Here is a 21,873-nt window from a genome sequence, read left to right on the forward strand (position 1 = left end):
ATGGCCGACGACCGCCTTACCTTTACCCTTTCTTCCGGCGGCGACGTCGTCATCAAGCTGCGACCGGATGTCGCGCCCGGCCATGTCGAGCGCATCACCACGCTGGCCAAGCAGGGCTTTTACGACGGCGTCCTGTTCCACCGCGTGATCCCCGGCTTCATGGCGCAGGGCGGCGACCCGACCGGCACCGGCCGCGGCGGATCCGACCTTCCCGACATCGATGCCGAATTCAACGACGTGCCCCACGTGCGCGGCACCTGTTCGATGGCCCGCACCAACGATCCCAACAGCGCCAACAGCCAGTTCTTCATCTGCTTCGACGACGCCAGCTTCCTCAACGGCCAATATACCGCGTGGGGCGAGGTCGAGAGCGGCATGGAGCATGTCGATGCGCTGCCCAAGGGCGAGCCGCCGGCCAACCCGGGCAAGATCGTCAAGGCGACGGTCGGCTAGGCATGGCGCAGGGCGTTGCCCTGATCACCGGTGCGTCCGCCGGGCTGGGCGTGGACTTCGCCCGGCAATTGTCCAAGCGCGGGTACCGGCTGGTGCTGGCCGCCCGTCGCAAGGACCGATTGGACGCGCTGGCCGCGGAACTGGGCAATGCCCGCGCGGTGGCGATCGACCTTAGCGAGCCCGGAGCGGCCGGCCGGCTGATCGCCGACATCGCCGCGGCAGGGGAGCAGATCGACCTGCTCGTCAATAACGCCGGCTTTGGCCTTTACGGGCGGATGCAGTCGGCCGACCCGGCGCGGCTGCGCGAAATGATCGATCTCAATTGCGGCGCGCTGACCGAATTGTGCCGCGCGGTCCTGCCCGAGATGGTCGAGCGGCGCGGCGGCGCGATCCTCAACGTCGCGTCGACCGCCGCCTTCCAGCCCGGCCCCGGCATGGCGGTCTATTTCGCGACCAAGGCCTTCGTCCTGTCGCTGTCCGAAGCGCTGCACGAGGAAGTGCGCAAGGCCGGCGTCAAGGTCGTCGCCCTGTGCCCCGGCCCGACCGCGACCGAGTTCGGCGGCGTCGCCGGCTTCAAGAGCAACGGCGCGGTCGACAGCCTTGCCATGACTTCGGAGGACGTGGTGCGGATCGGGCTCGACGCGCTCGATTCGAACAAGGCGGTGGCGGTCACGGGCCTGCGCAACAAGGTCGCGCCGTTCTTCATCCGCTTCGTGCCGCGTTCGATGGTCCGGCGCGCCACGGCGCTGATCAAATTCTAGGCCGCCCTTGTTGAATCGCGGTCAGCGTCCCCAGATTGAACCCTGAACGCCCCGGCGCCGTTACCTTGGCGCACGGCGGGCGAGAGGAGATTTGATGGCCGATAGCGAAGTCAAGGAACGCGCCACGGTGCGCAAGGTCCAGGTCGCCAACCTGACGCCGGGCGACAGCGGGCGCGGAATCGCGCGGCTGCCCGCCAAGCTGATGCAGGAACTCGGCCTGGCCGAGGGCGACATCATCCGGATCGAGGGCAAGCGGATCACCGCCGCCCGCGCCATCCGCCCCTATGGCGAGGACGAAGGGCTCGATATCATCCGCCTCGACGGGCTGGAGCGCGCCAACGCCGGCGTCGGATCGGGCGAGTTCGTCGAGATCGCCAAGGCCGTGTCGAAGCCCGCGACCAAGGTCGTGTTCGCGCCCGCATCCGATCACGTCCGGTTGCAGGGCTCGGCGGACGCGCTCAAGCGCACGTTCGACGGCCGCCCGCTGTGCGAGGGCGACACCGTCGCCACCGCCGGGCACCAGCGCGTCAACGCCGACATGCCCGAGCAGATTAGGCAGATGCTCAACGCGCCGGCCTACGCGCTACAGGAAGTGCGGTTGGTGGTCGTTTCCGCATCGCCCAAGGGCATCGTCCACATCGATGCCGGTACCGACATCGAATTGCGCACCGAATTCGTTGCCGGCGAGGCTGGCGACCGCCGCGCCGACGTTACCTATGACGACCTTGGCGGCATGGGCGACACGATCGACGCGCTGCGCGAAATGGTCGAACTGCCGCTGCGCCACCCGGAGCTGTTCCAGCGGCTGGGCGTCGATCCGCCCAAGGGCGTGTTGCTGCATGGCCCGCCCGGCACCGGCAAGACCCGGCTGGCGCGTGCGGTCGCCAATGAATCGAGCGCGCATTTCTTCCACATCGCCGGGCCCGAAGTGATGGGCTCCGCCTACGGCGAAAGCGAACGCAAGCTGCGCGAGCTGTTCGAGAAGGCGGCGGCCGAAGCGCCGTCGATCATCTTCATTGACGAGATCGATTCGATCGCGCCCAAGCGCGGGCAGGTGCAGGGCGAAACCGAAAAGCGGCTGGTCGCGCAATTGCTCAGCCTGATGGACGGGATCGAGCCGCGCCAGAACCTGGTCGTCATCGCCGCCACCAACCGGCCCGAAGCAATCGACGAGGCGCTGCGCCGTCCCGGCCGCTTCGACCGCGAGATCATCGTCGGCGTGCCCGACGTCCACGGCCGGCAGGAAATCCTGGAAATCCACACGCGCGGCATGCCGCTGAGCCCCGACGTCGATATCAGCGACCTTGCCCGGCGAACCTACGGCTTCGTCGGCGCCGACCTTGCCTCGCTGACCCGCGAGGCGGCGATGGAAGCGGTCCGGCGGATCATGCCGCGGATCGACCCGGACAAGGACAGCATCCCGACCGAAGTGCTAGACGACCTGTCGGTCGAACGCGCCGATTTCGAAAATGCGCTGAAGCGCGTGCAGCCGTCGGCGATGCGCGAAGTGATGGTCGAGGCGCCGCAGGTGCGCTGGACCGACATTGGCGGGCTCGACGAGTCGATGGAGAAGCTGCGCGAGGGGATCGAGCTTCCGCTCAAGCATCCCGAGGCGTTCAAGCGCATCGGCATCCGCCCGGCGCGCGGTTTCTTGCTCTACGGTCCGCCGGGCACCGGCAAGACGCTGCTGGCCAAGGCGACCGCGCGCGAAAGCAGCGCCAATTTCATCGCCACCAAATCGTCCGATCTGCTGTCCAAATGGTATGGCGAGAGCGAGCAGCAGATCGCCAAGCTGTTCGCCCGTGCCCGCCAGGTCGCGCCGACGATCATCTTCATCGACGAGATCGACAGCCTGGTCCCGGCGCGCGGCGGCGGCATGGGCGAACCGCAGGTGACCGAACGGGTGGTCAACACCATCCTTGCGGAAATGGACGGGCTGGAAGAGCTCAACAACGTGGTCGTCATCGGCGCCACCAACCGGCCCAGCTTGATCGACCCGGCGCTGCTTCGCCCGGGCCGGTTCGACGAGCTGGTCTATGTCGGGCCTCCGGATACCGCCGGGCGCCGGCGGATCCTTGCAATCCATACGTCGGGCATGCCGCTGGCCGACGACGTCGACCTCGAATCGCTGGCGCAGCGCACCGAGCGTTTCACCGGCGCCGACCTTGAAGACCTTGTCCGCCGGGCGGGCCTGACCGCGCTTCGCGCCGGGCTCGACACCGGCAAGGTGACGATGGCCAATTTCGAGGATGCGCTAAAGGACACGCGCGCGTCGGTGACCGAGGACATGCTCGAGGAATATCGCAAGATTCAGGACACGCTGAAGAGCAATGCAGTGCGCCCCACCGGCATCGGCTTCGTGCTTCCGGGCATGCTCACCCCGCGCAACGAAACCAAGGGCGCGTCCGCGTCAGGCGAGGGCGCGACCCAGCCAGGCGAGGGCGACCAGCACTAGCGCGCTGGCCGCGAACGGCAGGTTGGGGTCGAGCGCGTAAAGCGCCATGCCCAGCGCCGGAGCGGCGACGAAGCTGATCCCGTTGGCCGAAGTGATGACGCCCGCGACAGCGCCCTGGTCGGCCAGCGGGACGGCCAGCGACGCGCCGGCGGTGAAGCCTGGCCGGGTCATGCCGAAGCCGAGCGAGGCCAGCGCGAAACCGACCGTAACGCCGTAGAGGTCGCCGGCCGCCATCGTACCGGCAAGACCGGCGGCCGCGACCAGCGAGCCCCAGACGATCAGCGCGCGCGGCCCGATGCCGAGGCGCGGGATCAGCCCCCATTGCGCGGCCAGCGTGGCGGACGCGCCGGCCATCATGACGATCGCGATCGAGCTTTCCGATCCTTCCGGGGCGAGCGCCAGCCGGTCGATGACGAAAAAGCCGAGGCAGGTCAGGGTCGCGGCCTGCGCGTGGCCTGCGGCGACCCCGGCGAAAATCCACGGGCGGATGCGCGGGTCCGACCATTTGAGCCGCGTGCGGCGGCCGGTAGCGGTGGCCGCAAGCACGCTTGCGCCGGTCACCGCGGAGGCCTGCGAGGGATAGCTCATCGCCGCGCCGCGCCCGGCCCGGCGGCCGTAGCGGTCGTTGGGCAGCCAGGCGATGATCGCCGCCATCACCGCCGCGGCGATGATCGCAAAGGCGAACAGCGGGCCGGGGAGGCCGAGCGGCGCGAACACGAACAAGGGCGCCAACGCGGGACCGATGATCGTGCCGAGGCCGAAGGACGACGACAGCGCCGACAGCACCGCGACCCGGCCGCTGCGCCGCGTCTTGGCCGCGAGATAGGCTTGAGTCGCAGATGGAATGGCGCAGCCCAGCCCGCCGTAAATGGCGCGGAAAACGGCGAACAGGCCGAAGGTCGCGGCCCCGCCGAGGACGTGGGCGAGCCCCAAGTCGAGCACGATCCCGCACAGCAGCATCGAGGCGATGAAGCCGGCCAGCCCCAGCAGCGTCAGTGCCTTGCGCCCGTGGCGGTCGCTCTTCTCCGCCCAGAAAGGCGCCATCAGCACCCACAGCACCGCCGACCAGGTGTAAGCGATCGCGACCCAAAAATCGGCGACCCCGGTTTCGCGGCCGATCGCCGGCATGACGGACTGCATCGCGGTGTTGCCGGCCGCCGCCACCAGCATCGCCGCGTAAAGCAGCAGGAAGTGCGGCGTGGCGAGCGCGGTGGTGGCGATCCGCCCTTTAGGTGCAATCGCGACCATGGCCCGGCCTTACGCGCCGTGGCCGCGCGGCGGAACCACTGTATCCCACGAACGCTTGCCATTGAGGTTGGCTTTTGCCAACGCAGCGAACCTTCTCCGACGGAGCTCCAATGCCAAGTTCAACCGCTCGAACGCTCAAGGGGCCGCGCCGGCTTGCCCGCCGCTCGGCACGGCGTTCGCCCAGCCCGCACTGGCAGTTCCTCCGCGGCTTCCTCAAGCACCCGGTGATGGTCGGATCAATCATCCCGTCGAGCCGCGTGCTGATCGAAAAGATGCTTGGGCCGGTCGACTGGGACACGACCAAGCTGTTCGTCGAATATGGACCGGGCGTCGGCACCTTCACCCGCCCGATCCTCGACAAGATGGGGCCGGACGCGAAGCTGATCGCGATCGACACCAACCCCGACTTCATCAAATATCTGGCCAAGGCGATGGATGACCCGCGCCTGATCGCGGTCACCGGATCGGCCGCCGACGTGCAGCAGATCATTTCCGACCATGGTTTCGACCATGCCGATTACGTGCTGTCGGGCCTGCCCTTTTCGACCCTTCCGCCGGGTGTCGGCGACGATATCGCCCGCGCCACGGCGACGGTGGTGCGCCCGGGCGGCGCCTTCCTGGTCTATCAGTTCAGCCCCAAGGTGTTCGATTTCATCAAGCCGCATTTCGAACGGATCGAACGCGGCTTCGAATGGATCAACGTGCCTCCGGCGACGCTGTTCTGGGCCTACAAGGAATAAGCGTCAGCCAAGGTTGAGCCGGCGCGTGACGGAATAGTCCGTCACGGTCATCAGGAAGTGCGCGATCGCCCACTTGATGCGCAGCCACGGATTGGCGCGCTGCTTGTGGACCTGTGCGGTGATCCACCGGCTGTCCTTCAGCTCGCGCTCGAAATAGCGGCGCATCTCATCGGCGAAGCCCTTGTCCTTGATCCGCAACATCACTTCGAGATTGAGGTAGAGGCTGCGGTAATCGAAGTTGGATGAGCCGATGTGGACCACGTCGTCGACGATGACGAGCTTGGTGTGCAGCTTCGACTTTTCATATTCATAAACTTCGACGTGGCGCCGAAGCAGCCGGCTGTAGCAATTGCGGGCGGCGGCGATGGTCGTCGTATTGTCCGACTTGGCCGCGGTGACGATCCGCGCTCGGCCCCGGCTGCCGACCGCGCCGATCCGCCGCAGCATCGCGCTCGGCGGGGAAAAATAAGCGAAGATCATGTCCAGCTGCCTGGCCTTGCCGATGTCGCGGCCGATGCTCCGCCACCAGCTGTTGCGCCGGCTGACCGGACCGCTGAACTTCCACTGCAACGGCCCGCGCGACGTGCTCTGTTCGGCGACGATGCGGCGCAGCGAACGGATCTTCGCCTTCTTGCGGTGCGACCAGCCGATCACCAGCTCGAGATAGCGGCCGGCGTTGCGGGCCTGCGGGCCGTCCAGCCGCAGCCACAGGTCGCGCCAATGGCCGGGGCCGGTGTCCTTCAGATATTCGCTGTCGATGTTCGAGCCGCCAAGCAGGACGGTCTTGTCGTCGACCACGATCAGCTTCTGGTGATTTCGGATAAGGTAGCGCCGCCCGTAGGACGGGTGGAAGAAACAATACTTGGCCCCCGCACCGTCTAGCTTGGCGAAGAATTCCGGGTCGGCGCTGGACGATCCGAAACCGTCGACCAGCAGGTTGACCGCGACGCCGCGCTCGCCCGCGGCAATCAGCGCGTCGCGCACCGCCTTTCCGGCGCGGTCGTCGTCGAACATGTACATGACGATGCGCAAGCTGGTCTCGGCCGCGCCGATCAGTTCGAGCAGGACCTTGAGCCGTCCCGAGCCGGTTTCGATCACTTCCAGCCGGTGATCGGCGATTTGGGCGATGATCGGTTTGCGCGCTCGGGCCATCGCCCTCGCCTGTGCATTGCTAATGGCGGCGCCGCAAGACGGTCGGCGGCGGATCGGGCCGGTGGGCCGGTTTCATTGACTTTCGGACCCGTGTGCCGCTATTGCGGGCGCCTTCCCGAAATCCCATATTCCTCTCGGAATTGACCGCACGGAGCGATGAATGGCGCGCGTTACTGTTGAAGATTGCGTAGACAAGGTCCCGAACCGGTTCGACCTGGTCCTGCTCGCCGCCCAGCGTGCGCGGCAGATTTCCGGCGGTGCCGACCTTACGCTCGACCGCGACCGCGACAAGAATCCGGTCGTCGCGCTGCGCGAGATCGCCGAGCCGACGGTCAAGCCGAAGGATCTTGAGGAAGCGATCGTCGGCAACCTGCAAAAGGTTCGCATCGACGAGGAAGACGAGACGGACGAGCTGGCGAGCCTGAGCGAATCGGCCGAAGCGCTCCGCCTGACCGCCGCGGCTCCGCCGCGTCCGGCTCCGTCGGGCGGCGACTACGAATAGTCGCTCGACCAAGGGTTGAAACGATCAGGGCCGGTTCGCCCGCCCTTTTCTTTGCCCGGGTTCAGGCGGCCCGTTCGGCCGGGGTCTCGGCCTCCGCTCGGCTGAGCCAGACGAGATCGCCCAGTTTCAGTTCGCGGCCGTCCTCGGCGAAGACGCGGATGCGGCGGATCGGGCGGCGGCTGGCCGCGTCGGCCAGCACGATGTCGGGCTCGCCCTGGCACCATTCCTCGCCCCATTGGCGGATCGCCAGCATCACCGGCATCAGCGATTCGCCCTTTTCGGTCAGCGAATAGACCACCTTGCGGCGGTCGGACGGGTCGGACGCGCGCTTGAGGATGTCGCCGGCGACCAGCTTGGCCAGCCGGTCGGACAGGATATTGCGGGCAATGCCCAGGCCGGCCTGGAATTCCTCGAAGTGGCGCAGGCCGTTGAAGGCACCGCGAACGATCAGGAAGGCCCATTTTTCGCCGATCAGCTCGACCGCGGCGGGGATCGGGCAGCTTAACGCGGCATCGCGAAACGCGCCGATGTCGGCGCCGGCTCTGCTTTCCACGGACACGGCTTCCCTCCTGCCGGGCGGCAGCAAAGCACAACCCTTGGCAAAAGAACAGTTGCGAAGGGAAACCAGCGTCACACCATTGTCGCACGGCGCTGGTACAGCCCGAAACCGGAAGGAGCCGGGTCAACGCCACTCCCGGCCCGGCTCCTTTCGCACTTGCGTCATGGCGCCCCGCTCCCCCATCTAGGACCCGTGCTTCGACAATATGAACTTGTTGAGAAGGTCCGGGCCTATGATCCGGACGCCGACGAAGGCCTGATCAACCGCGCCTACGTCTTCTCGATGAAGGCCCATGGCAGCCAGAAGCGCGCCTCCGGCGACCCGTATTTCAGCCACCCGATCGAAGTCGCGGGCATCCTCACCGACCTTAAGCTCGACGACCAGACGATCGTCACCGCCATCCTTCACGACACGATCGAGGACACCGTCGCCACGCCCGAGGAGGTGGAGCGGCTGTTCGGCAAGGACGTCGCCCGGCTGGTCGACGGGGTGACCAAGCTGAGCAAGATCGAGGCCCAGTCGGAAAGCGAGCGGGCGGCGGAGAACCTGCGCAAGTTCCTGCTCGCGCTGTCCGACGACATTCGCGTGCTGCTGGTCAAGCTGGCCGACCGGCTGCACAATATGCGCACGCTCCATCACGTGCCGGCGGAGGAAAAGCGCCACCGGATCGCGCGCGAGACGATGGATATCTACGCGCCGCTGGCCGAGCGCATCGGCATGTACGAGATGATGACCGAGATGCAGTCGCTGGCCTTCCGCGAGCTGGAACCCGACGCTTATGCCTCGATCACGCGGCGGCTGACCCAGTTGCACGAAGCGGGCGGCGACCTCGTCAACCGGATCGGGCTGGGGCTTCAGCTGCACCTGGCCGACAACGGGCTGGAAGCCGAGGTCACGGGGCGCGAGAAGCATCCCTATTCGATCTGGCGCAAGATGGCCGAGCGGCACATCAGCTTCGAGCAATTGTCCGACGTAATGGCGTTCCGCGTGATCGTTGACACGCCGGAGGAATGTTACCGCGCGCTGGGCCTGATCCACCAGCGCTGGCCGATGGTCCCGGGCCGTTACAAGGATTACATCTCGACGCCCAAGCGCAACGGCTATCGCTCGCTGCACACCTCGGTGATCCACGATTCGCAGATGCGCATCGAAATTCAGATCCGCACGCGCGGGATGCACGAACAGGCGGAGCGCGGACTGGCGGCGCACTGGGCGTACAAGGAAGGCAAGCCCAAGGCCGACCTCAAGATCCCGTGGGTCGACGAACTGGTCGAGATCCTGGAGCATGCGGCGAGCCCCGAGGAGCTGCTCGAGCATACCCGGATGGCGATGTACCAGGACCGAATCTTCGCCTTCACGCCCAAGGGCGAACTGATCCAGCTGCCCAAGGGCGCGACCCCGGTCGACTTCGCCTACGCCGTCCACACCGACCTTGGCGACCGCACCGTCGGGGCCAAGGTCAACGGCCGCGTGGTGCCGCTGCGCACCATTCTCGACAATGGCGACCAGGTCGAAATCCTGGCGTCGGAAGCGCAGCATCCCCAGCCCAGCTGGCTGCGCTTTGTCGCCACCGGCAAAGCGCGCGCGGGCGTGCGCCGCTTCGTCCGGCACAAGGAGCGCGACGAGACGATCGAGCTGGGCCGCAAGATCTACGACGAGATCGTCGACCGGCTACCGGCGGAGCTGGCCCCCGATGCCGTCAAGCGGGCGCTGAAGAAGCTGCATATCGAGGACCAGGATTCGCTGATGGTCGCGATCGCGCGCAAGCGGGTCGGCGACGAAGAGGTGATGGAAGCGCTGATGCCCGGGTCGGCCGGGGCGGACGTCGCGCCGCGCCCACCGCCCCAGCAGACCGCCATTTCGATCAAGGGCCTGACGCCAGGCGTCGCCTATCACCTCGCCCAATGTTGTCACCCGATCCCCGGCGACCGCATCGTCGGCCTGCGCCGAGAGGACGAGGAGATCGAGGTGCACGTGATCGGCTGCGACACGCTGGCCAGCGGGGTCGATGCCGACTGGCTGGACCTGGCGTGGGGCGAGGGTTCGGGCGGCGCGGCGCGGCTGACCGTGATCCTGCACGACGTGCCCGGCGCGCTTGGCACGATGGCCGGCATCCTGGGGCAGAAGCAGGCCAACATCATCAACCTGCACCTGGTCCACCGCGACGGCAGCTTCCAGACGTTCAACCTCGACATCGAGGTCTATGACCTGGCCCACCTGCACGCCATCGTCGCCGCGCTGCGCGACGCCGATACCGTTTCCAGCGTGGAGCGGATCTAGGCCTTCTTGCGGCGCTCCCGAGCGCTTCCGGCGGCAAGCACGGCAAGGGTGACGAGGTCGGACGCGGACGCCGTCATCGGCGCGATCTGCACCGGCAGCTCGAGCCCGAGGATGAACGGCCCGAGCACGTTTTCCCCGCCCAGATTCTTGAGCAGCTTGGCCGACAGGTTGGCCGATTGCAGGCCGGGCATGACGAGAATGTTGGCGGCCCCGGTCAGTCGGCTGAACGGATAGAAGCGCCGCTGCATGTCGTGGCTGAGCGCCACGTCCGGGCCCATTTCGCCTTCATATTCGAAGTCGCAGTTGAACTCGTCGAGCAGTTTCACCGCGTCGCGCAGCTCATCGATATGTGTGCCCGGCGGGTTGCCGAAGGTGGTGTAGCTGACGAAGGCGACGCGCGGCTCCAGCCCCATGCGCCGGGCAAAACCAGCGGAGCGCATGGCGATCGCGGCCAGCTGGCGCGCGTCGGGCCGTTCGGTCACCGCGGTGTCGGCGATCAGCACCGTGCGGTTGCCGGCGACGATGACGTTGATGCCGAACGGGACGGCATCCTTTTCATCCTCGATGACCTGGCGGACCTGGCGCAGCGACTGGCTGAACGGACGGGTGGTGCCCGTGATCATCGCGTCCGCCTCACCCAGCGCGAGCATCGCCGCGGCGAAGAAGTTGCGGTCCTGGTTAACCATCCGCTCGACTTCGCGGCGGAGCAGGCCGTGCCGCTGGCTCTTGGCGTAGATATAGTCGACCGCGCGCCCGACGAGCGGCGAATTGCGGCTGTTGAGCACTTCGTAGCTGTGCGGGTCGTCGACCCCCATCGCCTTCAGCCGGTCGTAGACGTCTTCGCGCCCGACCAGCACCGGCGTGCCGTAGCCGGCCTCGCGAAAGGCGATGGCGGCGCTGAGCACGTTGGGCTCCTCGCCTTCCGCGAACAGCACGCGCTTGGGGCTGGCCTTGACCGCTTCATAGGCCAGGCTGAGCACTGACACGGTCGGGTTGAGCCGGGCGCGCAGCTGTTGCCGATAGACGTCGAAATTCTCGATCTGCTTTTGCGCGACGCCGCTGGCGATGGCCGCTTCGGCAACGGCCGACGCAACCACTTCCATCAGCCGAGGGTCGAACGGCGCGGGGATGATGTAATCGCGGCCGAAGCTGTGCGTGCGCCCGCCATAGGCCGCGGCGACTTCTTCCGGCACCGGCTCACGCGCCAGCTGGGCAAGCGCCTCGGCGGCGGCGATCTTCATCGCGTCGTTGATCGCGGTCGCGCGCACGTCGAGCGCGCCGCGGAAGATGAAGGGAAAGCCGAGCACGTTGTTGACCTGGTTGGGGAAGTCCGACCGGCCGGTGGCGATGATCGCGTCGGGCCGGGCGGCGGTCGCGTCGGGTGGCCAGATTTCCGGGTCCGGATTGGCCATGGCGAAGATGATCGGCTGGTCGGCCATCGCCTTGACCATCGCGGGCTTCAGCGCGCCGGCGGCGGACAGGCCGAGGAAAACGTCGGCGCCGACCAGCGCCTCTTCCAGGGTCCGCGCCTCGGTCTCGACCGCGTGCGCCGACTTCCACTGGTCGACGTCGCTGCGGTCGTTGTGGATGACGCCCTTGCGGTCGCACATGATAACATGATCGCCGCGCACGCCCATCGCCTTGATCAATTCGGTGCAGGCGATGGCGGCGGCGCCGGCGCCGTTGACCACCACCTTGATGTCGCCAAGCTTGCGCCCGGTCAGCAGGCAGGCGTTGATCAGCCCCGCGGCAGTGATGATCGCGGTGCCATGCTGGTCGTCGTGGAAGACCGGGATCTTCATCCGCTCACGCAGCGTCTGTTCGATCACGAAGCATTCGGGCGCGGCGATGTCTTCGAGGTTGATGCCGCCGAAACTGGGCTCGAGCAGCGCGACCGCCTCGATGAACTTGTCGCAATCCTCGGTGGCGACTTCGAGATCGATCGAATCGACGTCGGCGAAGCGTTTGAACAGCACCGCCTTGCCTTCCATCACCGGCTTCGACGCCAGCGCGCCGAGATTGCCGAGGCCAAGGATGGCGGTGCCGTTGGAAATCACCGCGACGAGGTTGCCCTTGGCGGTGAAATCGTAGGCGCAGGTGGGGTTGGCCGCGATCGCGCGCACCGGCACCGCGACTCCGGGCGAATAAGCGAGGCTGAGGTCGCGCTGGGTCGCCATCGGCTTCGACGCGACGATCTCGATCTTGCCGGGCCGCCCCTGCGAATGGAAATCGAGCGCTTCCTTCTCGGTGAACTTGATGTTGCTTTCACTCATCGTGCGCTGCGCTCCTGTTGCGGGGGCTTTAGCCAAAGGGTGTGGGAAGTGTCACCCCGACCCGCTACCAACGCGCAATGGCAAGAGCCGACGCACCGACGCCGATGATGGCGCAATATCGGCGCCTCAAGGACGAGGCGGGCGACGCGTTGCTGTTCTATCGCATGGGCGATTTCTTCGAATTGTTCTTCGACGACGCCAAGGCCGCGGCCGCCTGCCTCGACATCGCGCTGACCAAGCGCGGGGAAAGCGAGGGCGAGCCGATCCCGATGTGCGGGGTGCCGGTCCACGCCGCCGAATCCTACCTCGCGCGGCTGATTAGGGGCGGGCACCGGGTGGCCATCGCCGAACAGGTCGAAAGCCCGGCCGAGGCGCGCAAGGCGCGCGGGTCGAAGGCGCTGGTCGAACGCGCCATCGTCCGGCTGGTCACGCCGGGCACGCTGACCGAGGAAACCCTGCTCGATTCCGCCGCCGCCAACTGGCTGGCCGCGATCGGGCGTGCGGGCGAGGACTGGGCGATTGCCGCCGCCGACATTTCCACCGGCCGGTTCGAACTGATCGCCTGCGGCACCGGCGAACTGGCATCCGAGATCGCGCGGCTGGGACCGGCGGAAATCGTCGCTGACGGCAAGGTGGCCGGCGTGAAGACCCGCGCCGGCCATGGCGGGTTTGACAGCATTGCCGGGGACCGGGCGCTGAGGGACCGGTTCGGGCTGGCGACGCTGGACGGCATCGGCGCGCCGGGCCGGGCGGAGCTGGCGGCCGCCGGCGGGTTGCTCGCCTATCTCGATTCGACCCAGCGCGGCGCTGGCGTCCTGCTGGACGCGCCGCGGCGGATCGCGCGCACCGCGTTCATGCAGATCGACCAGGCAACCCGCGAAAGCCTGGAGCTGACGCGATCGACCGGCGGATCGGTGGCGGGGAGCCTGCTTGGCGAAATCGACCGCTGCGTGACCGCCGGGGGCCGCCGGCTGCTTGCCGCGGACATTGCCGCGCCGCTGACCGACAAGGCCGATATCGAACGCCGGCTGGCGCTGGTCGCCTGGTTTCACGCCGACCAGTTGCGCCGCGACCGCACCCGCGCGGCGCTCAAGGCGCTGCCGGACATCGCCCGTGCACTGGCCCGGCTGACCGCCGGCCGGGGCGGCCCACGCGATCTTGCCCAGCTGCGCGACGGACTGGTCGCCGCGGACACGCTGAAGCGCGAGCTGGAGGGCGAGGCGGACGGCCCCGCCTTGCTGGCCGCCTTGCTGCCGAAGCTTGGCGGGCACGGCCCGCTGACGGACCGGCTGGCGAGCGCGCTGGTGGCATCGCCGCCGCTCGATTCGGCGAAGGGCGGCTATATCGCCGAGGGCTATGACGCCGACCTCGACCAGTTGCGGGTCGCGTCGTCCGACGGGCGCAGGGCGATCGCCGCGCTGGAAAGCCGCTATCGCGACTCGACCGGCATCGCCTCGCTCAAGATCCGCCACAATGCGGTGCTGGGCTATCATGTCGAAGTATCGGCCAGGAACGCCGACACGCTGATGGCCGAGGGCAGCGGGTTCACCCACCGCCAGACGCTGGCCGGGGTGGTCCGCTTCAATTCACCCGAATTGCACGAGGAAGCGTCGCGCGTGGTCGAGGCGGGCGGCCGGTCGCTGGCGGTAGAAGCCGCGCATCTCGACGCGCTGACCGCGCTGGCCGTGGGCCAGTCGGCGCCGGTGCTGGCCACCGCCGAGGCGCTGGCGCGGATCGATGTCGGCGCCGGCAATGCACAGCGCGCCGCCGACGGCGGCTGGGCCAGCCCGACGATCACCGGCGAGCCGTGCCTGGACATCGATGGCGGGCGCCACCCGGTGGTCGAAGCCGCGCTGCGCGACGGCGGCGACCGCTTCGTCGCCAACGATCTCAGCCTTGGCCGCGACGACCGGCTGTGGCTGATCACCGGTCCCAACATGGGCGGCAAGTCGACCTTCCTGCGCCAGGCGGCGCTGGTGGCGGTGATGGCCCAAGCGGGCTGCTTCGTCCCAGCGGCCAGTGCGCGGGTCGGAATCGTCGACAAATTGTTCAGCCGCGTCGGTGCCGCCGACAACCTGGCCCGGGGCCGGTCGACCTTCATGGTCGAAATGGTCGAAACCGCCGCGATCCTGGCGCAGGCGACCCCGCAGAGCCTGGTCATCCTCGACGAAATCGGGCGCGGGACATCGACCTACGACGGGCTGGCCATCGCCTGGGCGGTGGTCGAGGCCATGCACGACCAGGTCAAATGCCGCACCCTGTTCGCGACCCATTATCATGAGCTGACGCGACTGGCCGGGCGGCTCGATTCGCTGTCGCTGCACCACGTCCGGGCGCGCGAATGGAAGGGCGATCTCGTCCTGCTCCACGAAGTCGCCGACGGCGCCGCCGACCGCAGCTACGGCATTGCGGTGGCCAAGCTGGCGGGGCTGCCCCCGGCCGTGGTCGCGCGGTCCAAGGCCGTGCTGGCCAAGCTGGAGGCCGGGCGCGACGCGACCGGCGGCATCGCCGCCGGGCTGGACGACCTGCCGCTATTCGCTGCTTCCGCCGAGCCGGAGCCGCCGGCCGATCCGCTGGCGCAGGCGGTGGCCGACGTCGATCCCGATGCGCTGACCCCGCGCGAGGCGCTCGACGCACTTTACCGGATCAAGCAGATCTGGGCGGACCGGGGCCAGTGAACGCGCCGTTCGATCCGGTCGAGGACCGCCGCGCAATCGTCGATCCGCGAACGCTGGGCGACGCATTGAGCCGCGCCGGCAGCGCGGCGGCGACGGGCATCCTGGCGGACGCGCTGGCGCGGGGGCGGGAGGAAATCGCGCGGCGCTTTGCCCGCGACCCGCACCGCGGCCGCGCCACGGCACGGTCGACCGCCTACCTGCACGTGCAGATCGTCCGGCTGGCCTATGAATATGTCACCGGCGACCAGCCGCCGGAACTGGCGATCGTCGGGCTGGGCGGGACGGGCCGCGGCGAAATGGCGCCGTACAGCGACCTCGACCTCATGTTCCTGACCAAGGCCAGGCCGTCGAAGGCGGTCGAGCGGATCGTCGAGCAGACGCTTTACCTGTTGTGGGACCTGCAGCTGAAGGTCGGCCATTCGTTGCGGTCCACCGACGAGTTCCTGAAGCTTGCGCGCGACGACATGACGGTTCGCACGGCGTTCCTGGAAGCACGGCTGCTGTGGGGCAGCGAGGACGTGTTCGAAGCTGCGCTGACCCGTTTCCGGGCGAAGATCGTCGCCGGGTCGGCGGCGGACTTCGTCGCCGCCAAGCTGGCCGAACGCGACGAGCGGCACGTGCGCATGGGCGACACGCGCTATGTCGTCGAACCCAACGTCAAGGACGGCAAGGGCGGGCTGCGCGACCTGCAGACGCTCTACTGGATCGGCAAGTACGTCTATGACGTGCGCGAGCCGAAGGAGCTGGTGTCGGTCGGCCTGCTGACGGCGGAGGAATTCGCCTCCTTCGAACGGGCGGAGCGATTTTTCTGGGCGGTCCGCTGTCACCTGCACCTGGAAGCCGGGCGCGCCGAGGAACGGCTCGGCTTCGAATATCAGAAGGCTATCGCCAAGTGCATGCATTACGCCGACCGGCCCGGGAAATCGGCGGTCGAACGGTTCATGCATTTCTACTTCATCAACGCTAAGACGGTCGGGGACCTGACCGGGGTCTTCCTTGCCCAGCTTGACGAGAAGATGGGCCGCAAGGGCAGCCGTTTTGCGCTGCCGACGATCCGCCGGCGGCCCAAGGCGCTGGCCGGCTTCGTGCTCGACCGCGGCCGGCTGTCGATCCCGTCGGACGATTTCTTCGCCGCCGACCCGGTGCGCCTGATCGAACTGTTCGCGCTGGCCGCGCGCGAGCGGCTGGAGATCCACCCGACGGCGATGCGCGCGGCGACCCGCGACGCCCGGCTGATCCGCGAGCGCGTGCGCAAGGACCCGCGCGCCAACGCGCTGTTCCTGGAGGTGCTGACCAATGTGAACGCGCCGGACACGGTGCTGCGCTGGATGAACGAATCCGGCGTGTTCGGCCGCTTCATTCCCGATTTCGGCCGCGTCGTCGCGCAGATGCAGTTCGACATGTACCACCATTATACGGTCGACGAGCATGCGATCCGCGCCATCGGCCTGCTCGCCACGATCGAGCGCGGGGAGCTGAAGGACGACCATCCGCTGTCGACCGCCCTGTTCAAGCAGATCGGGTCGCGGCGGACGCTGTACGTGGCGGTGCTGCTGCACGATATCGCCAAGGGGCGTGGCGGCGACCACAGCGTGCTCGGCGAAAAGGTCGCGCTGGCCCTGTGCCCGCGGCTCGGGCTCGACGAGGCGGAAACCGAAGCGGTCGCATGGCTGGTGCGCTATCACTTGTTGCTGTCGTCGACCGCGTTCAAGCGCGACCTGGCCGATCCCAAGACGATCGAGGATTTCGTCGCGATGGTGCAGAGCCCGGAGCGGCTGCGCCTGCTGCTGATCCTGACCGTAGTCGATATCCGCGCGGTCGGGCCGGGCGTGTGGAACGAGTGGAAGCGGATGTTGCTGCGGACCCTGTTCGACGCGGCGGAAGAGAAGTTGCGGCTGGGCCACAAGCAGCGCGGGCGCAGCGAAATCGTTGCCCAGCGGCAGGACGGGCTGGCGCAAGCGCTCGACTGGAAGAAGACCGCCGCGCGCGCCCACGTTCGCCGGCTGCCCGATTCCTACTGGCTGGCCGAGCCGCCCGAGGTGCAGCTATCCAATGCGCGGCAGGTGGCGCAGGCGCAGGCGCAGATCGGCGCTGCCGCGCCGAGCATCGTCGCCGAGGACGAGCCGGACCGCGGGGCGACCCGGATCAGCGTCTTCGCGCCCGACCGCGAAGGCCTGTTCTTCCGCATTTGCGCCGGGCTGGCGTCGGCCGGGGCGAGCATCATCGATGCGCGCATCCACACCACCCGCGACGGCATGGCGCTGGATAACCTGCTGGTCCAGGACGCGCGCGAACGGCCCTATTCCGATACACGGCTGCGCAACCGGCTGGTGCGGTCGGTCGAAACGGCGCTGGCCGCGGAAACGCTGCCGGACGTGTCGGCGCCGCGCCGCGGGCGCGACAAATTGGCGGCCTTTCACGTCGCGCCGTCCGTGGCGATTGCCGAGCGGGCGTCGAGCCGGACGACGGTGGTGGAAGTGAATGCGCTCGACCGGCCGGGCCTGCTGGCGCGGCTGGCGCGGGCGATCCACGGGCAGTCGCTGGAAGTGCATTCGGCCCACGTCGCCACCTATGGCGAGCGCGCCGTCGACGTTTTTTACCTGAGCACGGCCAAGGGCCGGAAGCTGTCCGACCGGCAGGCGGACGACCTGCGCGCGGCGCTCATGGACGCCGCGCGCGAGGCCGAACCCGCCTAGTTCGTGCGGTCTTCGTTATAGCCCGGGCTGGACGGGTCGATGGCGTGAACTTCCGTTTCCGGAACCTCGACGATCCCGCGGCCCAGGTGGCTCGCCTTGTAGGAATAGAGGTAATAGAAAACGATCCCGATCGCGCCCCAGATCGGCAGGACCAGCATCGCTTCCTTCGGCAGGTTGAAGAACAGGAACAGGCAGCCGAGGATCGTCGCCGGGGCCACGAACCAGATGCCCGGCACCTTGAACGGCCGCGGCCGGTTCGGATCCTTCTTGCGCAGCTGCCACACCGCGATCGCGACCATCATGAACGCATAGAGCGTGCCGGCGTTGGCGATGTCCGCCAGCTGACCGACCGGGAAGAAGGCGGCGCCGATGGCGACGACCAAGCCGGTGATCAGCGTGCAGATGTGCGGGGTCTTCCACTTCGGGTGGACCTCGGCGAGCCGCTCGGGGAGCAGGCCGTCGCGGGCCATGACGAAGAAGATGCGGGTCTGGCCGAACAGCAGGATCAGGATGACCGACGGCAGCGCCAGGAAGGCGGCATAGCCGATCATGTTGCCGATCGACCCGTAGCCGAGCGTGTGCAGCACGTGGGCCAGCGGTTCACGCGAGCAAACCAGCGCGTCCTGATATTGCGCGGTGGCGCACATCCGCGCCAGTTCGGGCGTTCCGGTGCCCAGCGGCGCGCCGTCGGCACCCATCACCGGCTGGCCGCCGATCGATCCGACCGCGCCCCACGACACGAGGATGTAGAAAACGGTGCACAGAAGAAGGCTGCCGATCAGGCCGATCGGCACGTTGCGCTGCGGGTTCTTGGTTTCCTCGGCGGCGGTGGAGACCGCGTCGAAGCCGACATAAGCGAAGAACATCGTCGCCGCGGCGCCGACCACGCCGACACCGGAGCCGAAGCCGCCGAACATGCCGCCCGGCGTATAGGGGTCGAGGTTGGCGCTATCGATCGCCGGGACGGTCAGGAACACGAAGACCGTCAGGGCAATGATCTTGATCGCCACCAGCACGGCGTTGACGCGCGCGCTTTCGGTGGTGCCGATCATCAGCAGCCAGGTGACCAGCAGGGCGATGACCGCCGCGGGCAGGTTGATCAGGCCGCCGACCTGGCCACCGAGCGCTTCCGGCCCGGCCTTGAGGAAGGCGGGGACGTCTATCCCCCAACTTCGCGCCATCACCGTGTCGGTAAAATAGTTGGACCAGCCGACTGACACCGCCGAAGCGCCGACCGCATATTCGAGCAACAGCGCCCAGCCGACCGTCCAGGCGAGGAATTCCCCCTGCACTGCATAGGAGTAAGTGTAAGCGGACCCGGCGACCGGGGCCATGGACGCGATTTCCGCGTAGCAGAGCGCGGCGACGATGCAGACCGCACCGGCAATGATGAAGGACAGCATCAGCCCCGGGCCGGCCTTTTGCGCGCCGACCGACGTGAGCACGAAAATGCCGGTGCCGATGATGCAGCCGACGCCAAACAGGGTCAGCTGGACCGCGCCGAGAGAGCGGTGAAGCCCTTTCTTTTCGGCGGTGGCGAGGATTGCGTCGAGTGGCTTTACGCGGCCGAAAATGCCCCCGCGCGGCGCTGTGCTTGCCATGGATAATCCTTTGATGGCGATTTTGCTGGGGCGGAGCCTAGCGGCTCAACAGCCATGTGCAATCCCCGGCGGAAATCAGCGCGCCAGCATCGGTCCCAGCGGTTGTCCGCCGAAGATGTGAACGTGCAGGTGCGGCACTTCCTGGCCGGCGCGCTTGCCGATGTTGGCGAGCAGGCGATAGCCCTGCACTTCCAGCTGCTGGTCGCGCGCGACCTTGCCGACGGCGCGCACGAAGCCGGCCATCTCCGCGTCCGAGGCACGCGCCGAAAAATCGTCCCACGACACGTACGGACCCTTCGGGATCACCAGGATGTGCACCGGCGCCAGCGGGTTGATGTCGTGAAAGGCCAGCGCATGTTCGTCCTCGTAAATGCGCTTGCACGGCAATTCGCCGCGCAGGATCCGGGCGAAGATATTGCTGTCGTCATAGGGCTTGGTCGGGTCGATCGGCATTGCTCTTCCACAAGTTTGCTTGACCGGAAACGCTGCCTCGCTACCACCGAAAGCGATGGGCGACGAGACTCCCGAGAGCATGATTCCGTACGACGAGATCGTGCAGGAAGCGCTTCGCGACGTGGTCGGGCGCGTGCTCGGCGAGGTCGAGCGCACCGGCGGGCTGCCGGGCGACCATCATTTCTACATCACCTTCAACACCCGCATGCCGGGCGTGGCGATCCCCAAGCACCTGTCGGAGCGCTTTCCGGAAGAGATGACGATCGTCATCCAGCACCGCTTCTGGGACCTGAAGGTGGAGGAAGACAGCTTTTCGGTCGGCCTGTCGTTCAGCGGCGTGCCGGCCAGCCTGCGCGTCCCGTTCGACGCGGTAACCGACTTCGTCGACCCGGCGGTGGATTTCCGGCTGACCTTCCAGGCCAACGTGTCCGAACCGGTCAACGAAGAGCATGAGGAAGCCGAGAACGACACCCCGCTGGTCGAGGCCGACGACGGGTCCAATGTCGTCAGCGTGGACTTTACCCGCAAAAAATAACAGGAGCGCCGGACTGCGGTCCGCGAAACCTGCCTGCCGGATGCTTTCGCCGCGGCTGCCGTGCGTTTGAACGGAGCAGATTGAGGCCATGACCGACACCACCCGCACCGAGACCGACAGCTTCGGGCCGATCGAGGTCCCCGCCGACGCTTATTGGGGCGCGCAGACCGAACGCTCGATCGAGAATTTCCCGTTCGGCCCGCGCGAACAGATGCCCGTGGAAATCGTCCACGCGCTGGGCTTCGTCAAACAGGCCGCGGCGCGGGTCAACGGCCGCCTGGGCAAGCTCGACGCGGAAATCGCCGAGGCGATCCAGCAGGCTGCAGGCCAGGTCGCGCGCGGCGATCTCGACAATCAGTTTCCGCTGGTCATCTGGCAGACGGGGTCGGGCACGCAGTCCAACATGAACGCCAACGAGGTGATCGCCGGGCGCGCCAACGAGCAGCTGACCGGCAGTCGCGGCGGGAAGGAGCCGGTTCACCCCAACGATCACGTCAACAAGAGCCAGTCGTCCAACGACAGCTTTCCGACCGCGATGCACATCGCCGCGGCGCGGTCGCTGACCGACAAACTGCTGCCGTCGGCGAAACGCATGGCGGCGTTGCTGACGAAGCTGGCGAATAAGTGGGATTCGATCGTCAAGATCGGGCGCACCCATTTGCAGGACGCGACCCCGCTGACGCTGGGGCAGGAATTTTCCGGTTATGCGGCGCAGATGCAGGCCAATGTCGACCGGATCGACGGGGTCATGCCGCGGCTGTTCGCACTGGCGCAGGGCGGCACGGCGGTCGGCACCGGCCTCAACGCGCCGGACGGGTTCGCCGAAGGCTTCGCCAAGGAAGTCGCCAGCCTGACCCGCCTGCCGTTCACGTCGGCGCCGAACAAGTTCGCCGAACTGGCCGCCCACGATACGATGGTCGAGCTGTCGGGCGTGCTCAATACGCTGGCTGTGACGCTGACCAAGATCGCTAATGACATCCGCTTGATGGGCTCGGGCCCGCGCTGCGGCATCGGCGAGCTCAAGCTGCCGGAAAACGAGCCGGGCAGCTCGATCATGCCGGGGAAGGTCAATCCGACCCAGTGCGAGATGCTGACGATGGTCGGCGCGCAGGTGATGGGCAATCATGTCGCGGTGACCGTCGGCGGCCTGCAGGGCCATCTTGAGCTCAACGTGTTCAAGCCGCTGATCGGCGCCAACGTCATTCGCTCGATCAACCTGCTGTCGGTCGGCATCGACAGTTTCTGCGAACGCTGTCTCGACGGGCTGGAGCCCGACGAGACGCGCATCGCGCAGCTGCTCGAACGGTCGCTGATGCTGGTCACCGCGCTGGCGCCGGAAATCGGCTACGACAATGCCGCGGCCATCGCCAAGCATGCGCATAAGAAGGGCCACACGCTCAAGGAAGCTGGCCTCGACCTTGGCCTCGTCGACGAGGAGACCTTCGACCGGGTGGTCAAGCCGGAGACGATGCTCGGCCGCTAAGGCC

General features: G+C 67.5%; 16 protein-coding genes. 10 read left to right on the forward strand and 6 right to left on the reverse strand.

Features of this window, described 5'->3' with window-relative positions; translation table 11 throughout:
* The 3 genes from H8M03_RS09460 to H8M03_RS09470 all read left to right on the forward strand — a co-directional run bounded on the left by H8M03_RS09460 (nt 1) and on the right by H8M03_RS09470 (nt 3,669).
* Complete coding sequence (locus tag H8M03_RS09460) at nt 1-453, forward strand: peptidylprolyl isomerase (protein ID WP_187479200.1); 453 nt, start codon at nt 1-3, stop codon at nt 451-453.
* A 2-nt stretch (nt 454-455) separates the two neighbouring features.
* Complete coding sequence (locus H8M03_RS09465; RefSeq protein WP_187479201.1) at nt 456-1,214, forward strand: SDR family NAD(P)-dependent oxidoreductase; 759 nt, start codon at nt 456-458, stop codon at nt 1,212-1,214.
* Nucleotides 1,215-1,308: 94 nt separating this feature from the next.
* Nucleotides 1,309-3,669 (forward strand): CDC48 family AAA ATPase, encoded by a 2,361-nt coding sequence (locus tag H8M03_RS09470; protein ID WP_187479202.1) that lies wholly within the window; start codon nt 1,309-1,311, stop codon nt 3,667-3,669.
* Here H8M03_RS09470 and H8M03_RS09475 read toward each other — a convergent pair.
* Nucleotides 3,625-4,917, reverse strand: a complete 1,293-nt coding sequence (locus tag H8M03_RS09475; protein ID WP_187479203.1) for an MFS transporter — start codon at nt 4,915-4,917, stop codon at nt 3,625-3,627. The genes H8M03_RS09470 and H8M03_RS09475 overlap by 45 nt on opposite strands.
* A gap of 110 nt (nt 4,918-5,027) precedes the next feature.
* Here H8M03_RS09475 and H8M03_RS09480 point away from each other — a divergent pair, with 110 nt between their 5' ends.
* Nucleotides 5,028-5,657 (forward strand): class I SAM-dependent methyltransferase, encoded by a 630-nt coding sequence (locus H8M03_RS09480; protein WP_187479204.1) that lies wholly within the window; start codon nt 5,028-5,030, stop codon nt 5,655-5,657.
* Nucleotides 5,658-5,660: 3 nt separating this feature from the next.
* Here H8M03_RS09480 and H8M03_RS09485 read toward each other — a convergent pair whose 3' ends face one another.
* Nucleotides 5,661-6,809, reverse strand: coding sequence for a phospholipase D-like domain-containing protein (locus H8M03_RS09485; protein WP_187479205.1), 1,149 nt, complete (start codon nt 6,807-6,809; stop codon nt 5,661-5,663).
* A 160-nt stretch (nt 6,810-6,969) separates the two neighbouring features.
* On the opposite strand from H8M03_RS09485, the gene rpoZ reads away from it, so the two are divergent.
* A complete protein-coding gene (gene rpoZ, locus H8M03_RS09490; RefSeq protein ID WP_187479206.1) occupies nt 6,970-7,311 on the forward strand; it encodes a DNA-directed RNA polymerase subunit omega in 342 nt (113 codons plus the stop codon).
* 61 nt (nt 7,312-7,372) lie between these two features.
* Here rpoZ and H8M03_RS09495 read toward each other — a convergent pair whose 3' ends face one another.
* Nucleotides 7,373-7,864 carry a winged helix-turn-helix transcriptional regulator gene (locus H8M03_RS09495; protein ID WP_246448835.1) on the reverse strand — a complete coding sequence of 164 codons (492 nt, stop codon included), beginning with the start codon at nt 7,862-7,864 and terminating at the stop codon, nt 7,373-7,375.
* Nucleotides 7,865-8,062: 198 nt separating this feature from the next.
* On the opposite strand from H8M03_RS09495, the gene H8M03_RS09500 reads away from it, so the two are divergent.
* Complete coding sequence (locus tag H8M03_RS09500) at nt 8,063-10,150, forward strand: RelA/SpoT family protein (RefSeq protein WP_187479207.1); 2,088 nt, start codon at nt 8,063-8,065, stop codon at nt 10,148-10,150.
* Here H8M03_RS09500 and H8M03_RS09505 read toward each other — a convergent pair.
* On the reverse strand, nt 10,147-12,423 hold the full coding sequence (locus tag H8M03_RS09505; protein ID WP_187479208.1) for an NADP-dependent malic enzyme: 2,277 nt from the start codon (nt 12,421-12,423) through the stop codon (nt 10,147-10,149). The two genes, H8M03_RS09500 and H8M03_RS09505, sit on opposite strands and share 4 nt — an antisense overlap.
* Nucleotides 12,424-12,500: 77 nt before the next feature.
* Here H8M03_RS09505 and mutS point away from each other — a divergent pair, with 77 nt between their 5' ends.
* Both mutS and H8M03_RS09515 read left to right on the forward strand, forming a co-directional pair.
* Nucleotides 12,501-15,101 carry a DNA mismatch repair protein MutS gene (mutS, locus tag H8M03_RS09510; RefSeq protein ID WP_246448837.1) on the forward strand — a complete coding sequence of 867 codons (2,601 nt, stop codon included), beginning with the start codon at nt 12,501-12,503 and terminating at the stop codon, nt 15,099-15,101.
* Entirely contained in the window at nt 15,098-17,797 is a 2,700-nt protein-coding gene (locus H8M03_RS09515; RefSeq protein WP_187479209.1) for a [protein-PII] uridylyltransferase, read from the forward strand. Before mutS ends, H8M03_RS09515 begins: the two co-directional genes overlap by 4 nt.
* Here the strand turns inward: H8M03_RS09515 and H8M03_RS09520 are convergent.
* Together H8M03_RS09520 and H8M03_RS09525 are read right to left on the reverse strand one after the other, a co-directional pair.
* A complete protein-coding gene (locus tag H8M03_RS09520; RefSeq protein WP_187479210.1) occupies nt 17,794-19,398 on the reverse strand; it encodes an amino acid permease in 1,605 nt (534 codons plus the stop codon). The two genes, H8M03_RS09515 and H8M03_RS09520, sit on opposite strands and share 4 nt — an antisense overlap.
* A gap of 75 nt (nt 19,399-19,473) precedes the next feature.
* Nucleotides 19,474-19,851 carry a histidine triad nucleotide-binding protein gene (locus tag H8M03_RS09525; RefSeq protein WP_187479211.1) on the reverse strand — a complete coding sequence of 126 codons (378 nt, stop codon included), beginning with the start codon at nt 19,849-19,851 and terminating at the stop codon, nt 19,474-19,476.
* Nucleotides 19,852-19,906: 55 nt separating this feature from the next.
* Here H8M03_RS09525 and H8M03_RS09530 point away from each other — a divergent pair, with 55 nt between their 5' ends.
* Together H8M03_RS09530 and fumC are read left to right on the forward strand one after the other, a co-directional pair.
* Nucleotides 19,907-20,386 carry an SspB family protein gene (locus H8M03_RS09530; RefSeq protein WP_187479212.1) on the forward strand — a complete coding sequence of 160 codons (480 nt, stop codon included), beginning with the start codon at nt 19,907-19,909 and terminating at the stop codon, nt 20,384-20,386.
* An 88-nt stretch (nt 20,387-20,474) separates the two neighbouring features.
* A complete protein-coding gene (fumC, locus tag H8M03_RS09535; RefSeq protein WP_187479213.1) occupies nt 20,475-21,869 on the forward strand; it encodes a class II fumarate hydratase in 1,395 nt (464 codons plus the stop codon).
* Nucleotides 21,870-21,873: the final 4 nt, after the last annotated feature.

Source organism: Sphingomonas sabuli (assembly GCF_014352855.1).
In the GTDB taxonomy this organism is placed as follows: Bacteria; Pseudomonadota; Alphaproteobacteria; order Sphingomonadales; family Sphingomonadaceae; genus Sphingomicrobium; species Sphingomicrobium sabuli.